A 15,666-nucleotide genomic window follows, 5' to 3' on the forward strand; every position below is an offset into this window, starting at 1 on the left:
TTGATGCTAATTGAGATTTATAAATCTACGTCGCCGAAAAGAACAACATTGCGTGCTGTTTTTGAGAAGGGTACTCCTTGGGGGGTAGAACGCAGCGGTCATATACAGCAAAACTGGGAGTTCATAAGAGAATTTGACACACAAAAGGGTAATCTTCCGCTACCATTTTCGATTTCTGACGCTGAAAGTGAAATAAACACAAATGGGGTATTTTTGTATCAGGTGACCGCTCCGGATTTTGAGCAAGCACGACATGTTATGTTGAATAATTATCGACTTAATTTTACTTTACCTTTGTTCTCTGAGCCCCCAAACAGTCTTTCTTTGCTTGGTACTGGCACATTATTCGAGCATGAAGAGCGATATTTTATGGTCACCGCCGATCATATTTTTCGCGAGGATGAGGACGATCCTAATAGCGCATTAATCGACATGACGACCGTCGGAGTTCCTGTCGCACCGCGGCCGGCCAATCAGGGCTCCGTTCCCATAATAAGCTTAGGTAAACATAATGTATATCGCATTACCCCGCCGGTCTTGATCGACGTAATCGTTGTTGAGCTTCTTGAACCGGAAACGATCACTGCACTCAAGGCCGGGTGGTCATTTCTGCCCTTTACTCAGGCGGAAGACATCGCAATTTCTGACGATCGCTTCGTCATAACAGGTTTCATGGGCGAGGGATTAAAATACGACTCAACCACAAACGTGGTTGGCCAGGCAATGCTCAATCTTGAGACTGACTATCTGCATTATACGCCTAAAGTAAAAGATCCCGTTCCTCAGTTTGACTTATTTTTCTATCTGCAATCTGACATGACCAATGTTGATGGCACACAAAGGACAGTAAAAACACTGAGGGGGTTGAGTGGCGGACCGATTTGGGCCGTGCGTGATGTAGCGAAGGGCGAAGTTTGGGCGCCCGCCAAGGCGATGAAAATTGTCGCCGTGCAAAGCTCAGAATTCCAAGGCCAAGATAAATGGTCTAGGGGATTTCGGTGGCAGGCGGTCCAGCAGATTTTGCGCCAGTCTGAGGTTGGTCTAAATAGTCCACCGTAACGGGAGTGCTGGAGTGCCGTGTTTTGGCACTACAGCAGCCCAGCACCCCGCTACTGATGACCAGCCGCCACGCGCTTGATGAGCTGCTTGATGGCCCCGCCGCGCTGGATGTTGTCGCCGATCGCCGCCACGAAGTCGTTCGGACCCGGCTGCGGCACGGCCTCGGGTGCCACCACATAGACGTTGGCGTTGGCCTCCGCCCGCCCGCCGAACTTCACCGGATCGACCGGGGGAGCCTTCGCCATTACGCCCGCACCCATGGTGTTCATGCGGTCGAGCGTCTCGCGCCCGATCACATCCACCGCGCTCCGCTTCAGGACGAACTCACCAGGCATGAGGGTCCGGGGCACGCTGTCCCGACCCTCTACCCCGCCCGTGACCAGACCGCCGGTCGCCATGCCGGGCGCAGCCGGCGCCCCGGTGATCGCGCCGACGATGCTGCCGAGCAACCCGCCGCCCGAGCTGCCACCCGCACCGGCACCGCCCATCAGGCCCCCGAACAGGGCCTTCATGATCTCGTTCGAGAGCGCCTTGCTCGCGATCGACGCCATGTCCGACAGGATCGACGTGGCGAAAGTCTTGAAGGCATCCTTCCCCTTCACCGTGCCGGTGGCGAGGCCCTGGAACAGGTTCGCCATCGAACTGGACATTGAGCCCATGGCCTGCTGCCAGTAGCCAGCCATCTCCTGCGCCGCCGTCTTGAACTCGCCCGTCTTGCGGTCGATCATCCCGGCCGACGTGAAGAAGTCGAGGGACCCGCGGCTGAGCGCGGCCCCGAAGTCGTCCTTCCGCGCCTCAACACCCCGCTGGAGGCCTGCGTTGGCGGCGTACTTGGCCTCCCGCTTCTTCAGCTCCACAATCCGTTCCTGGATGGCCGCGCGCCCGGTCTCGGACACCAGGCCCTTGTCCTGGAGCTGCGCGAGCTGCTGCTCGAGCGCCACTTCCTCAGCCTTCACCGCAGCGGCCTGGCCTTCCAGCTTCAGCCGGTCGGCCGCCTGGCGCGCCGCGGTGTCGGCGGCCTGCACCTCGCCGGCCGACACCTTGCCCGAGGTCTCCTCACCCTTCAGGAAGTCGGCCCGGGCCTTGGTGCGCTCGGCCTCCTCCCGGTAGGTCTTCAGCGTGGCCTCACCGATGGCCTTCGCGTTCTCCTCCACCAGCTTGGCGGCGCGGTCGGCGTAGCTGCGCTGGACCCGCGCGAGCTGGTCCGTCTTCTCGTCGGGCGCGAGGGACGTGAAGCGGTCGCTGGCCTTCTCCCGCATCAGCTCCTTATCCCGGAGGGCCGCCAGGTCGGTGATGGTGCGGGAGGCCGGCGCAAGGTCGGCCGTCCGGCCCACGGCCCGCTTGTCGAGCGACAGCTTATCCGTAAGCGACTGCTCGTCACGGGCGAGCTGCCGTTGCTCCAGGGCTAGGCGCTTCTGGCGAATGGCGCGGGCGTTGGATTCCTCGGTCGCGGCGGCCTCTGCCCGCGCCTTCCGGCCGGCGGCCTCGCCCTCATCGAGCGCGTCCCCGGTGGGGGCCACCAGGCGGTCGGCTCGGGAGGCCTTGGCGTTGAAGGCGGCCAGCAGCCGGGTGACGAACTCGGCCGACATGTCGTCAGTCCGGCCGCCGTTGGCGGTGATGGCCTGGCGCGCCCGGCCCGCCTCCACCCCGGCATCGATCAAGGCCTGAACCGCGCCCTTACCGGGGCTGGCCAGCAGCGCCGAGCCGCCGCCCTCGCCCTGGTTGTAGAGCACATAGCGGTTGTCGTCGGACAGGTTCAGGCCCTTCGAGCGAAGGGTCTTGTCGATCTGGTCGAAGTACCGGATCGCGGCCAGGGCCGACTGAGCCACGTTGGTGGGGTCGGACAGGCCGAAGTCCGCCGCCGTCCCCCTGGTGAACTGGAACACGCCGCGCGCCCCGGTGGAGCTGACGGCCTGCGGGTTGAAGTCGCTCTCGAACGACCCGAACCGCAGCAAGGTCCGCAGCCGGTCGTTCCGGCCGGCACCCTCCGCCGCGTCCGCGACCTGGCGCGCCACCGCATTGGCGCTCTCGGACAGGGCCGGGGTCCGGTTGAACCCGACCGGGGCGCTCACCGCCTCCCGGGCCAGGCGGATCTGGCCCTGCTGGTCCACGATGCCGATGGCCTGCTGCAACAGCTCGCGCACCTTGGCGGCCAGCTCGGCGGCCTTGTCCACGGTGGTGGCCGGGTCGCGGATCTGCTTGTCGAGCTGCGCCACCTGTGCGTCGATCACGGCCTTCTGCCGGCCGAGCGCCCGTTCCTGCGCGGTGAGCACCGCTTCCGTGACCCGCTTGCGGGCCTCCACCAGGCGGTCGGTGTAGCCGGCCAGGCGTGCGTCCAGCTCCTCATTCGCGGCGGCCAGGCGGTCGCGCAGCTCGGCCCGGTTCACCACCTCGTCAGGGTTGGCGGTCTCGGCCTCAATGAGCTGCCGGGCAATCACCCGCTGGCGCTCCACCAGGGCCTTCACCTGAGCTTCGATCTCGCCCGGCTCGGCCGTGTCCCGGGTCACCCCCGCACGCTTCATCAGCGTGTCGATCTGCGCCGCGGTGGCCTTGCGCTCGGCCTGAAGCTCGCGCGTCAGGTCCGGCCGGATGCTGGACGCGATCTCGTCCAGCTCCTTCGTGACGCCGCGCCGGAGGCTCTTGAGCTGGTCCGCGATGCGGGCACCGGCCTCGGTGACCGTCTTGTCGGCCGCACCGGCTGCCCGCAGGCCGTCCAGGTATCGGCCGAACTCGGCCTCCAGGCGCGCGGCGTCGCCTTGCGTGTCCCGGATCGCGGTGACGATCCGGTCCTTCTTCTCGGTGCCGGACAGGCCGCGGTCCGCGTCCACCGCCCGGCTGCGCTCGGCCAGCCCCGCCTGGAGGTCGGCAGCCCGCTGCCCGAAGGCCTGGAACTCGGGGGCCTGCTGGAGGCGGGAGACATCGGCCCGGGCCGACAGCTCGGTGAGCTTGCCCTGCGCCGCCACCGCGTTGCTGTTGGTCTTCACCGCGTCCGCGAACAAGGCCGCGATCTTGTCGAGCCGGTCGAGGGTGTCGGTGGTCCCTGCGAGCCGCACCGGGCTGGCGCCGCTGAGCCGAAGCGGCGCAGCCTCGCGCTCGAGGCGCTGGCGCTCATCAAGGATGAGCTGCTGGTAGCGCGACACCCCGAGCGGATCGTCCTGGCCGAGCGAGGCCGGGTTGCGGATCACGTCCAGCAAGGGCTTCAGGGCGGTGAGGCCGGCGCGGGCGAGCGCGGCGTCATCCGTCCGGGGGCCGGTAACCGGCCGCACCGGGTACCGGGGGTCGGCATACTCGGGAGCACCGCCGCCGAGCGCGTCCGCGATGCGCTGGTCCGCCGAGCGCCGGTCCACGTTGCCTTTGGCGACAAGGGCATCCAGCTCCTTCGCCGTCACCGCGAACTGGCGCTGTAACAGCTCGGTGTTCTGGCCCTGAAGCTCGGTGCGGAGCCGGCGGTAGGCCGCGATCAGCTCATCGATGCTGGCCGCGTTGGCCGAGATGGACAGCCCGAGGTCGCCGAACGCCTTCTGCGCCTCCAGGATGGTGTTGCGCCGCAGGACCGGATCAGCGTTCAGCTTCTCCCGGCGCTCCAGCAAGAGGCCAAGCTGCTGGTCCACGCCCGAGATGCCGGTCTCGATGGACTGTTGTTCGGACAGCACCTCGTTCCGGACGGCACGCACCTGGTCCAGGGCGGCCTTAGCGCGCTCGGTGTCCGACAAGATCCTTGCCAGGTAAGCCCCGCCCCCCAGAGCCGCGCCGGTCGCCGCGATGGCGAGCACCGCCGGGTTGGCGAGGCCTGCCAGGAGCGGGGCGAGGCTGGCCGCGAGCGCCCCGAGCCGCAGGCCGGCGGCGGCCACCGCGATGGTGCCGAGCCCGGTGCCGACGATGGGGAGCACCACCCCGAGCTTGTCGGCGGCAGCGGTGAGCGCGGCGGCCCCGTCCACCGCGCCGGTGAGCCCGGCGACCATCGGCCGGAGGCTCTTGTCGAGCACGCCGAAGGCGACGTTGTTGAACCGGGTGAGGCTGGCCGTCAGGCTCTCGTTGGCCTTGGCCGCGCCCTCGGTCGCCGCGCTCGACAGCGTGAGGTCGCCCCCGAGCTGCTTGATGGTGTCGATCTGGCCGAGCATGGCCGAGAAGGCGGAGGCCGCTCGCAAGTCGAGCGAGCGCAGGGCCTCGGACGTGCCGAAGCCGGCCCGCCGCAGGTTCTCGATGACGCCGATGAGGCCGTTGGCCCGCAGGTCCACATCCGCGAGGCTGAGCCCGACCTGGCGGAGGCCGTCCTTCAGCTTGTCGGTGGGAGCGGTGAACTCCTGGAAGAACTGCCGCAGGCCGGTGCCGAGCGTCGAACCCGACTTGATGCCGGCCTGCGCCATGCCGCCGAGCGCCGCTGTCAGCTCGGTGAACGACACGCCGCTGTCACGGGCGACATTCGCCGCATACGAGATGCCGAGCTGGAGCTGATCCATCCCGAGCTTGGTGCGGTTCAGGGCACCCACGAACACGTCGGCCACGTCGCCCGAACGGCTGGCCTCCAGGTTGTAGGCCCCGAGCACCGAGGTGATGGCCTCCACCGACTGCTGGAGGGTGGACCCGGACGCGGCGGCCAGGTCGAGCACCGGCTTCAGCGTCTGGCCCACGCCCTTGGCGGACAGGCCGATCTGGCCGAGCTGGATTGAAACGGCGGCCAGCTCGGTGACGCTGAAGCGCGAGGTCGCCGCGACGCTGAGCAGCTGGTCCCGGAAGCCGGCCATCTCGGTGTTGGTGGTCTCGGTGATGGCCTGGAACTGGCGGAGCCTGTCGTCGAACTCGGTGAGCTGCTGCAACCCGGTCCGTAGTACGGCGATGCCGGAACCGATGGTCGCGTAGTTGGCTGCGATCTGAGCCTGAAGGCCGAATAGGCTGCCGGGCGGAGTGCCCGCACCGCCTGCGCCGCCAGCCGCGCCGGGGAGGCCGCCGCCGGTACCACCGCCGGCACCGGCTGGCGGGGGCGGACCACTGCCAGCACCCGTGCCCGCGCGGGTTGCCGCCTGTGCCGCGGTCAGAGCCGCGGTCGCTGCGCGCAGGCTCGCCACAGCCTGCTGGATCTGCGAGGCCCCGCCACTGGCGGCCTGTGCCGACATCGGCTCGAGCGCCTTGGCGGCGCCCCGCAACTGCTCACCGAGCCGACTGGCCGTGTCGAGCATGTCGCGCAGGGTCCGGGCGGATCGCTCGAAACCCTGCTCCAGGGGCGAAGCGTCGACGTTCAGCGGGACGTCGATCTGATTCTCGTCAGCCATTGACCATCTTCGCGAATGCCAGCATGTCGGACACGCTGCTCAGGGGCTGCTCTTCCCGCTTCGTGCCCGTCTTGGACCCGAAGATCTGGCCGGCCGTGTAGAGTAGACTTTCCGTCGTACTCATGGCCTTGACCATCTCGAACTGCACCCGAACGTCGGTGAGGCGCCGGAGGTCTTCGAAGGTATGGGACCAATAGACCACCGGCAGCGCGCTCGGCCTGACGCCGAGCGCGAAGATCAGGGTGTCTACGAAGCTGAGGGAACCAAACCACTCAGCAACGACCCGACAGCCTTCATTCGCTCCTCGCTGGTCTTGAGGTTGAGGAGCTGCTTCTCCATTCGCCCGAGAAAAAATCGGCGAGGTGTTCCTTCGCGAAGTCGAGGATCGCGCAGCCGTCCTGGACGCTGAGGTCGGGCGGAATAAACCACTCGGCGTCGGTGCGCCGGCCGCGCTCGTCCCGAGGTGCCAGGCAGATCTCCAGGGCCGACGCGCTGGTGCTCGGGTTGAGGTCGATCTCTGGCAGCCGCTCCATGGCACCCACCAGCTCCGCCAGCTCGTTCAGGCGGCCGAAGGACATCAAGATCTCGGTCGGCTTGTCACCGACGTTGATGGTGATCGACGGGGCGGGGCTGGTGGTGCTGGACTTCTGCATGATTGCTCTCCTGTTGGCGCAAGAGACAATATGGCTACGGTGGTGGGTGGATTGTAGGGCATATACTTCAAGAGCTAGGTATGTTTGATCTAAGATCTTGGAGTTACAGGCGTGCGGCGTTGTAATTACCCGGTAAATGCAAAATATATCCTGAGTAAAAGTCGGACAATGTGATTGAGAGGGCAAAAATTCTACAGAAAAAGTGGGGGTCATGATCGGCATATCTTGGCGATGCAGTCAATATATTTATCTCGTGATCTAAGAGATAAAGCTGTGCCGCCATCAGGCTCGCTCGTGCGAAAGTGTGTCATTAGCCAGTACGGACGTACAGGCGGACGACACAGTAGAGCGAAGTGCCACCCATGGCTGAAGGTCGGTTCGTCAGCTACCTGCGGGTGAGCACTGCGAAGCAGGGTGCGTCCGGTCTCGGGCTGGAGGCGCAGCGCAAGGCGGTGACCGACTTCCTGAATGGTGGGCGGTGGACCCTGGTCACCGAGGTGGTGGAGGTGGAGAGCGGCAAGCGGGCGGACCGGCCGAAGCTGGCCGAGGCCCTCCGCCTCTGTCGCCTCCACGGTGCGACGCTGGTCATCGCCAAGCTGGACCGGCTGTCGCGCGATGCCCACTTCCTGTTGGGCCTCCAGCGGGCGGGGGTGCGCTTCGTCGCCGCCGACATGCCCGAGGCCAATGAGATGGTGGTCGGCATCATGGCGGTGGTGGCACAGGCCGAACGGAAGATGATCTCGGCCCGCACCAAGGCCGCGCTCGCTGCCGCGAAGGAGCGGGGCGTGAAGCTCGGCGGCCCGACGCACCACCTTCCGGCTCAGGCCGGCCGAGCCGCCGCCGCCAGCGCCTCGGTGCGGTCGGCCGGGGCCAAGCACAGGGCGGAGGATCTGGCGCGCGACATCGCTGAGCTACGGGCGAAGGGCGCTACGTCCCTGCGCGAGTTGGCGGCCGGCCTCGACCGGCGGGGGCTCACCACGTCGCGGGGCGCGACCTGGACGGCGACGGCGGTGCGGCGGGTGCTGGCGCAGCTGGCATGACAGGCTGCTGTGGTGCTGGGCTGCTGGCAATCGCAATCATTAGGAGCCAGACACCGAACCGACGACCCGGCGCGCGAGTCGCTGGATTGCGGGTGGATGAAGGGGTGGCTATCGCACCCGTGACCATCTCGACTTGCGCAGCTTGGCGCCGATGCCGCTTAGTGGAGCCTCTAGCCATCGCCCGTTGAGCGTACGCCGTGAAGCCCATCGCCGTCTCCATCCTGCTCTGGACCATTCTTGCGTCATGGCCGGCGCGAGCCGACTGCCTCAGAGACCGGGGGCTGGCCTGTCTAAGGATCGAACAGATCAGGCCAGATGCAACGCGGGGCGGCGTCTCGGCCTCGGAATTCTGTGCCGCGTCAGCGGTTATCGAATGCGGGCAGGTAGGATCACGCGGGGGGAGGGGCCCCGAGCAGGGGCCGCCGGACCGCAACCATGAAATAAAGCGTCCGGACTATCCATCCCCCAGCCGGGTGCCTCAGGCGCAGAAACCAAACTTTGAGGATAGGCACGCGAGCGCGTTTGCCATTAAGAATGGCTGGATCAAGATTTCTACGGGCAGTATTTATGGTGAAAAACCGGAGATAAAGCCGTATATCAAATATAATGAAAATTTGATTGAAGAATTTCAAGACGAATATCTCTCAGTAGATGGCTTTGTGCCGTTTGAGGGTGGTGGCGTTCTGCTATATTCTACAAATCCTGGTGGCTCTGGAACCCTGAACAGCCACGGATTGATATATGTTGATGAAAATGGAAGGATTTATCGGGCTGCTATACCAGCTGGGTATGAACGGTTCGAATATCTCGTTGGTAGGGGTAGGATAAGTTTTGAACTCGGCATTGATAATGGCCAGGAGGTTAGAGCCGTGTTCGCGAACGGACAGCTGAATGTTTCGAAGACGCCGGTGAAAAAAGGCGATCTTAGAGATGATGATTGCAGCATGCTCTACAACGGTGTTTTAGAAGAGTGTGCTCGCCAGGATCAAAAATCGTGCTCGTATGGCCAAATGATGATTTCAATGGCTAATCAGAGACCCGTCAATTTGCTGGCTTACAACAATCCAAATTATCGAGACACTGATCTGAAGTTGTCATGCGAGCAGGCGTGCAGGGAGAAACGAAAGCCTTCATTTTCCAGCTTTAGGAGGGCGGTTTGCCAGTCGAAATAGTCTTCATTGGATGTGATACCCAGCAATTTTATCATGAAATTGCAGTATTTGAGCAAAAACTTGGAATATAAAATGATCATCAAAATTTTCGTTAGTGGTCATGTTGATGATCTCTACGCCTTGGCCCTGCTTTTTCCAGAAGGGGGCTATCCCGGACTTCACGTCGTGACAGGCCTGCAAGGCCGTAAGGACGGCCGGATGGATAAAGTGACAGACGCAACGGACCGGCAAACGTTCGTGACTGGGGATGCCTGCCTGCCGCTCGTAGAGGCCGCCCACGGCGCGGCAAGTTGGATTGCTCGCGAGATACTGGCGCCCCTCAATGGCTACGCTGCACTTGCTGACAGCAACTTTGTGCCCGTGACGCCGGTGTCGGCGGAAATTCAATATCAAGGGGGTGGGCGGTCGATGGTATTCGGAGAAGGCGCGCCTAGGTACTCTGGTCGTTTGATCACCGTCGATCGCCACCCGAATTTAGCCGCAATGCGGAACAGCCGCGTTGATCTTATGACCATTAAACCACTGGCGGCGTCTGCTGCATTGGTCATAGCGGGACCTCCGAATTGGTCAGAATACTATCGAATATTAGAAGATATCGCTGGAGATATGGGCGTAAGTCTTGACAAGCTCACGGATGTAAATCTTGCGAAGCGTGAGGCCTTGAACGGTTTTAAGGCTGCTGCCAATAACCGCCCTCTTGGACGTCATGGAGCTTCTAAGCGCAATTCTAGCCTCGATCATTCTTCTTTGATGAATCTTATCGAGGCGCGGGAATTTGTTCGATCCGTTGTCACGAAATGGCTCGACGTACAATGCGGGGGTGCCATGCCTACAGACCGCGTTGACGGCGGCCCGCTGCGGTTCGGGCTCGATAGCCAAGAGTAGGGACATGTACAGAGAAGCGCCTCCTAACTCTGGCGTTCGCCACAAGCGTGAGATGAAGGTGCTGGCATGACAGATTGCTGTCACCAGCTTCAGGTAGGGGGCGTCCAAGCGTTCACACTTACGAGAGGCACACCTGGCATTGGTTTCTAGCGTCTAGCCTAGCTCGTCACCGCCCCCGCTGCAGGAAAATGCTGTCCTCCAGTGCGCTGCGGCCCTTGTTCGTGATGCGGACCGCTGCGTCGACCGGATCGTGGTCGGCCCATCCTCGGGCGGCGCCGCTGGGGACGAACAGGTCGTCATCCTGAACGAGGGGGGGGTTGCACCGGACCGCTCGAAGAGCGTGATCCAGCTACCGACGTCATCGAGGTGGGCCATGAGGTGTAGCTGCTCTCTCGTCATGAAGGGCTCCCCCTCTGCGAGCGAGGCCTCACCAACGCACCAGTGGCGCTTTTCGATGCCTCCGCTCCCAATCGCCGGCATCCTGCGGCTTGCATCGAGCGGCCCGCATCCCTTGCTCCCTGGCAGGTGCGCGGGGTGGTCATCGGCTGCGGACAAGACGTCACTTCTCATCACATGCCTCTGCCGGTAGACCGCGCACCTCGTCGTCGGAATGGACGCCGACCCGGTGCGCTGCGGCCGGCGAATGAGATGCCGGCCGCAGCTAAATCATGCTGCCTGCCGGGGTACGAGAGACATCAAGGCGCTGTCGGCGTCTTGATAGTGATCGATCCAGTGCTCAGCCTGGGCCAGGCTGAGGCCATAATCGACACCAGCTAGCACTTGATTGTAAACCAGCAGCTGAAGGCCGCCCCGGTTGTTGCAGTGGATCTGCTGCCGGCTCTTCTCGATGCGAAGACCTTTGCGGCGCGCCTTGGCGCGCAGGCGGTCGATAGCAGGCTTGTCGGATTGGTCGAGATAGATGGTCTTCATCGCATGGCTCCGCTGCTGCGCGTAAAGCGCGTCAGCAGTTAGGTTTGCCGCCGATGCGATGCGACGCGCTGAGACATGGATGACCGGGTCGTCGAGCGTGCGGTAGTTCGGTCATTGAGCGCGCGGCTGGTCAATGCGCTCATCCACCAAGGGCACGGTGGCTCCCGCTAGAAGATCTAGGCGACCTTCTCCGCGGCGTCCAGAGCCAAGCCCAAACCACCCGGCTTGCCGCCGTTGGTGAACTCCATACCGACCCTGGGGAGAGGCCGTCAGCTTCCCCACGGCCTCGCCGAGACCGCGCGGCGCTACATCTCAAAGTCCACCACGCTGAAGAGGTAACCCCGGCAGCCTCCGCGAAGTCCGACTGCCGCGGGCATTCATCCGCTTTCGCGCAGCCGCACCCCGGCGCCGCCCCTACTGCTAGTGCCGTTCTCCGGGATGAACTCGATACCGCCCTTCTCCAGGGCTCGCTGCATCTTCTCGACGCTGCTCAGGCGTGCGTCCTGTCCCGCCTCGAAGCGGTTGACGGTGTTCACACCAACCTCGGCCTCTCGCGCGAGATCCTGTGTACTCCAGGCGAGTGCGGCCCGGGCCATGCGGGATTGAAACGGCTTCATATGGTGAAATTATCACCTTAAGAGGTTGACATCAAACCAGTGATGGTTGCACCTCATATGGTGATTTTATCACCAATAGGTGAACGCCGATGTCAGCCCGCCGCTCCCTCTCCTGGTCCACCGCCATGCACGAGCTTCAAGCCGAGCGCCAGCCGGCGGTGGCGCGGCGCGCCCACCTTGCGAGCGTTCAAGCCGCCAGGGTGGAGGCTCTGCGGGCCGCAAGTGGCACCAAGGCCGGCCTCTGGACGGCGGCGGGCGGCTTCGATCGCCGGGCCATCATGGCCTTCGCCGTCCATCACGCCCGGGCCGTCCTGAACGGCTGCCTCGCCCGCGGCTGCTGGCGCACCGCGATGGCGCACGGGCTCAAGACTGCGTGGGCGTCGGCTCATGCCGCCCGCCGCGCCGCCACCCACTGAACCACTGGAGAGAACGATGATTGCCGTCAGTGATTGGCACGCCCGCGTCGGCCGGCGTGTGTCCGCCTTCCGAGCCGCGCACGGGCTCACCCTGGCCGAGATGGCCGGCCGGATTGGGTGCGGTGGGCCGGAGCGCCTCGCGGCCATCGAAGCCGGCGCCGACGACATCCGGCTGGATGACCTGGAGCGCATCGGTGCCGGTATCGGGTGCGAGGTGCCGGAGCTTCTGGAGGCGGATGAAGGCGAGTGGACGCGCGAGGTGGGGGAGGGCTGAGGGGTCCGTTGCCAGCAGCCCAGCAACGCAGCACTCCAGCAGTCTGCTGCGTTGCTGGAGTGCTGTGTTGCTGCTCGGGTCATCGGACGCCCCGGCTGGCGGGGGGGTGATACCCGGTGCCCATCAGCGCACCAGGTGTCACCCGGATGCTCGCCCTGCTGGGCAACCCGGCGCAGTGGTGTCGCGATGTTGGCGCCCCGCATCTGGAGCCGCCAGGGTGGCGGGGGATTGGACCTCGAGGCGGTCCTGTATCGGGTGGCCGGCGACCCGGAGGAGGCCGACATCTGCGAGGGCGAGGCCCGGCGGCGCGAGGCGCTGGTGACCGGCACGTTTGAGGCCTGCGGCGCCGATCTGGTGGCGCTCGAGGCTACCGCGCGCCGGCAGGATGTGGTGGTCGCGGTGCTGCAGGGCGGGCGGGGGCGTCTGGCTGCGTGAGGCGTCCGGGTTTGAGGGGCAAAGAGAGCCGCCGCTCAGGCCGGCAACCCGCCCTGAACGATAGCGACACGGGACCGGCCAAACTGGGCAAGCGAGGATTCAGCTTGCAGCAAGGTTGAAGTTGTATGCACTCTGCAACACGACACTTTAAAATCTCTAGGAGCGAACTATGGCTACCGAGCAATTGAAAAAGATAATTGCAGATGTTGAGAGCAACAGAATTGTCCTACCTCAGTTTCAAAGAGATTTTGTATGGCAGCCCAGTGCAGTTTTGAAATTATTAACATCTCTATTTAATGGTTATCCTATTGGATCTATGCTATTGATGGAGAATAACGATAGTTATGACTATCGCCCAATAGATGGAGTGCCGGAGTTAAAAGATATTAAAGATAGAGACACGCTTCTAGTTCTGGATGGGCAGCAGAGGCTAACTGCTTGCTATAGAGCGTTTGTTGGCACGCTTGTCGCGACAAGGCACTCAGGAAGATATTATTTTAATTATTCATCATTCGTTGATAAAATCAAGCAGGGTGAAGAAGTGGACGGCTCCGCTTTGGAAGACTACTTTGTTTTCGTAAAACCTTCTAAGATCGCGAAAGAGCTTAATAATACTTCTGATGAAACCTCAAAAGGACTGTTTCCACTTGATATTATATTCAAAGAGCCTCGTGGCAGTAACTATGCCGATTGGCTATCTCGGTACAATTTCGCTTTTGCAAAAGGATCATCAGATGAATTTGAAAAATTAGCGAGAATATCGTCACGATTTCAGACGGATTTTATAGAAAAGGTAACCGGATATCAGATAAATTACGAAAAGATTACCCGCGACACGAAGCCAGATGTTATTTGCACAGTTTTTGAGACAATAAATACAACGGGCGTCAAATTGACTGTATTTGATCTATTAGTCGCAAAATCATTCAAAAAGGGGATAAGATTACGAGATAATTTAGAGGATGCGGCATCACGGTTTGAAAATATCAAATATTTCGATCCTAATGGCACCTTGATAGCCTCGAGTTATCTTCCGAGAATTATTGGCTTAATGTATAATGGACAGTGCAAAAAGGGCGATCTTCTCCAGCTTCCAGTGGAGGCGATCGCTGAAAACTGGGACAAATCTGTTTCTGCTCTAGATAAAATCCTAGGTATTATGAGGCATGAGTTTGGATGCATAAAATATGAGTTCATCCCCTCTATAGATGTTGTAAGTCCGCTTTCTATCATGGTTTCAGATGTAAGGTTTTCAAGAGAGAGGCATTTTGCAAAGTTATCACGTTTATACTGGAATTTGGTTTTTTCCTTGTACCTTTCCGGCGCACCGGAAACTAAAAGCGCGAGGCTGGTCCGCGAGTGGCGTCAAGATAATGGGTACAGAGACAATGATGAGGCACTTCCTGAGGTAATACGGACATTTGGCTTTAGTCCTGAGGAGATCGATGATGCAACCAAAACCTCGACAATATATCGCGGTATTATAACGCTTCTGATCTCAAATGGTGCGCGCGATTTTGGCATCGGCAACGCACTACTGAAAGATGTCAAAGAGCCAAATATTATTGAAGATCATCATATTTATCCTCAGCAATTTCTCCGAAATTTTGGTATCAAGGGATATGGAGCAAATGCTATATTGAACAGAACGCCAATACTATCTGAGACAAATAAAATGATTGGAGCTGAAGCGCCTCATATTTATATTTTGAACTCGAAAATCGTTGGCTCCGGTGGATTGAGCGACGGCATACTTGAGGCGCATGCAATAACTAAGAGCAAAATAAGTCAAGATTTTTCTAAAGAAGTTTTTTCAGAATTTGTATCGAATAGACGGAAGAAAATTATGCGCTTGATAGCGAAAGCTACAGGGCATGATCTACCTCAAGTGCTTGATGAAGCGCATGTGCATATGAGCGAAAGCGAGTACGCCGAATAAAGTTCGGGGCTTCAGAATAGCTTGAACCATGACCCAGGCCAGGTGAGTTTGGCATCGCGAAGGGGCACGTGCGGCTCTTCGCGATGTCTAAGAGAATGCCCCCCGCCACCTGTGTGGCTCCATACGACGACGGTAGCGGCAAGGGCGGTGCGACAGAGTGGCTCAGCTGTGAGATTGGTATGCCAATGGGCTGGTGTGCTGAGTGCCTCAGCCGACGAGCAGCCCCGGTCGCGACTGCTTACCAGATGCTTACCAGCTCAACACTCTGGTAAGCACCAAGCTGCCTCGCTGCGGCCTAAGTCGTTGATTTGTAAGAGATAAAAGTGGTGCCGCAAGAGGGATTCGAACCCCCGACCCCTCATTACGAATGAGGGGCGCACACCTCTCGCAGACGCTGTATGATTTGGACCCTCGAGCGTGAGATCGCTCAGAAAGAAGGCAGTGCACCTTTCAAGCGCTGCTCCAGTCAGAGCCATGACAACTACCAAATTGTCTGAATGTGATTTCGGATTGAATTCATATTTCCGGATCTTAAGAAGACACTAGCACTCGCAATATAAGCTAAGTGATTGTTTTGTAATGGTCGGAGCTTGAGGCTTCGAACCGCCGACCCCTAGTCCCCGGAAAGGATCTGGGCTCCTCCTGTATCCGCCCGGATCGACGCGATGCCTGGATGTCGGCCGCGCGATGTGATCGTCACCCGAAGGGTCGAAACCGCGGATGCGGGTTCGGTGAGCCGTTGCAAGCGGCGAGTAGAGCACGCTCCCGCAGGGACGCGCCTGGATCTCATATTTAGTGAGCACCGACCTCACGACGCCGAAAGTGGCAGCCACGAAGGCGGTCGTCTTGTAGCGATACCGCAAGGGTTCATGACGCACCTGCAGCAATCCGGAACCGCGATCCCGGCGGACAAGTGCAGGCGGCCCCGCAGCCGAAGCCGGCCATCGCTTTGGCACCTGTCAACGCCGATTGAAGT

At 61.1% G+C, this 15,666-nt stretch carries 13 protein-coding genes; 8 read left to right on the top strand and 5 right to left on the bottom strand.

The annotated features are described in order from the left end of the window. Positions 1 to 3 precede the first annotated feature (3 nt). Positions 4 to 1,059, top strand: coding sequence for a hypothetical protein (locus QR78_RS34045; protein WP_125901180.1), 1,056 nt, complete (start codon positions 4 to 6; stop codon positions 1,057 to 1,059). Between the two features lie 50 nt (positions 1,060 to 1,109). On the opposite strand, the gene QR78_RS10955 is transcribed toward QR78_RS34045, so the two are convergent. The 3 genes from QR78_RS10955 to QR78_RS10965 all read right to left on the bottom strand — a co-directional run bounded on the left by QR78_RS10955 (position 1,110) and on the right by QR78_RS10965 (position 6,982). Continuing rightward, positions 1,110 to 6,329: a phage tail tape measure protein gene (locus tag QR78_RS10955; RefSeq protein WP_048427548.1), complete on the bottom strand. Its 5,220-nt coding sequence runs from the start codon at positions 6,327 to 6,329 to the stop codon at positions 1,110 to 1,112. Next, the gene (locus QR78_RS10960; protein ID WP_048427549.1) at positions 6,322 to 6,531 is read right to left on the bottom strand and encodes a hypothetical protein; all 210 of its coding nucleotides are present in this window, start codon (positions 6,529 to 6,531) and stop codon (positions 6,322 to 6,324) included. The genes QR78_RS10955 and QR78_RS10960 overlap by 8 nt, the downstream gene beginning before the upstream one ends. Positions 6,532 to 6,622: 91 nt before the next feature. Next, complete coding sequence (locus QR78_RS10965) at positions 6,623 to 6,982, bottom strand: hypothetical protein (protein ID WP_048427550.1); 360 nt, start codon at positions 6,980 to 6,982, stop codon at positions 6,623 to 6,625. 362 nt (positions 6,983 to 7,344) lie between these two features. Between QR78_RS10965 and QR78_RS10970 the strand changes: the two genes are divergently transcribed. From QR78_RS10970 to QR78_RS34055, 3 genes are all read left to right on the top strand, one after another. Next, entirely contained in the window at positions 7,345 to 8,022 is a 678-nt protein-coding gene (locus QR78_RS10970; RefSeq protein WP_048427551.1) for a recombinase family protein, read from the top strand. 197 nt (positions 8,023 to 8,219) lie between these two features. Beyond that, a complete protein-coding gene (locus QR78_RS34050; protein WP_125900844.1) occupies positions 8,220 to 9,194 on the top strand; it encodes a hypothetical protein in 975 nt (324 codons plus the stop codon). A 33-nt stretch (positions 9,195 to 9,227) separates the two neighbouring features. Further along, a complete protein-coding gene (locus QR78_RS34055; protein ID WP_125900846.1) occupies positions 9,228 to 10,079 on the top strand; it encodes a hypothetical protein in 852 nt (283 codons plus the stop codon). Positions 10,080 to 10,745: 666 nt separating this feature from the next. Here QR78_RS34055 and QR78_RS10975 read toward each other — a convergent pair. Together QR78_RS10975 and QR78_RS10980 are read right to left on the bottom strand one after the other, a co-directional pair. Beyond that, entirely contained in the window at positions 10,746 to 11,009 is a 264-nt protein-coding gene (locus QR78_RS10975; protein ID WP_048427552.1) for a hypothetical protein, read from the bottom strand. A gap of 377 nt (positions 11,010 to 11,386) precedes the next feature. Then, positions 11,387 to 11,545, bottom strand: coding sequence for a hypothetical protein (locus QR78_RS10980; RefSeq protein ID WP_342027890.1), 159 nt, complete (start codon positions 11,543 to 11,545; stop codon positions 11,387 to 11,389). A gap of 170 nt (positions 11,546 to 11,715) precedes the next feature. On the opposite strand from QR78_RS10980, the gene QR78_RS10985 reads away from it, so the two are divergent. The 4 genes from QR78_RS10985 (at position 11,716) to QR78_RS32685 (ending at position 14,690) form a co-directional block, all read left to right on the top strand. Next, positions 11,716 to 12,042 (top strand): hypothetical protein, encoded by a 327-nt coding sequence (locus QR78_RS10985; RefSeq protein ID WP_125900848.1) that lies wholly within the window; start codon positions 11,716 to 11,718, stop codon positions 12,040 to 12,042. Positions 12,043 to 12,058: 16 nt separating this feature from the next. Continuing rightward, positions 12,059 to 12,316 carry a helix-turn-helix domain-containing protein gene (locus QR78_RS10990; protein WP_048427555.1) on the top strand — a complete coding sequence of 86 codons (258 nt, stop codon included), beginning with the start codon at positions 12,059 to 12,061 and terminating at the stop codon, positions 12,314 to 12,316. Positions 12,317 to 12,544: 228 nt separating this feature from the next. Further along, entirely contained in the window at positions 12,545 to 12,751 is a 207-nt protein-coding gene (locus tag QR78_RS10995; RefSeq protein ID WP_048427556.1) for a hypothetical protein, read from the top strand. A 169-nt stretch (positions 12,752 to 12,920) separates the two neighbouring features. Further along, complete coding sequence (locus QR78_RS32685; protein WP_082171521.1) at positions 12,921 to 14,690, top strand: GmrSD restriction endonuclease domain-containing protein; 1,770 nt, start codon at positions 12,921 to 12,923, stop codon at positions 14,688 to 14,690. Positions 14,691 to 15,666 lie beyond the last annotated feature (976 nt).

Source organism: Methylobacterium indicum (assembly GCF_001043895.1).
Taxonomy (GTDB): domain Bacteria; phylum Pseudomonadota; class Alphaproteobacteria; order Rhizobiales; family Beijerinckiaceae; genus Methylobacterium; species Methylobacterium indicum.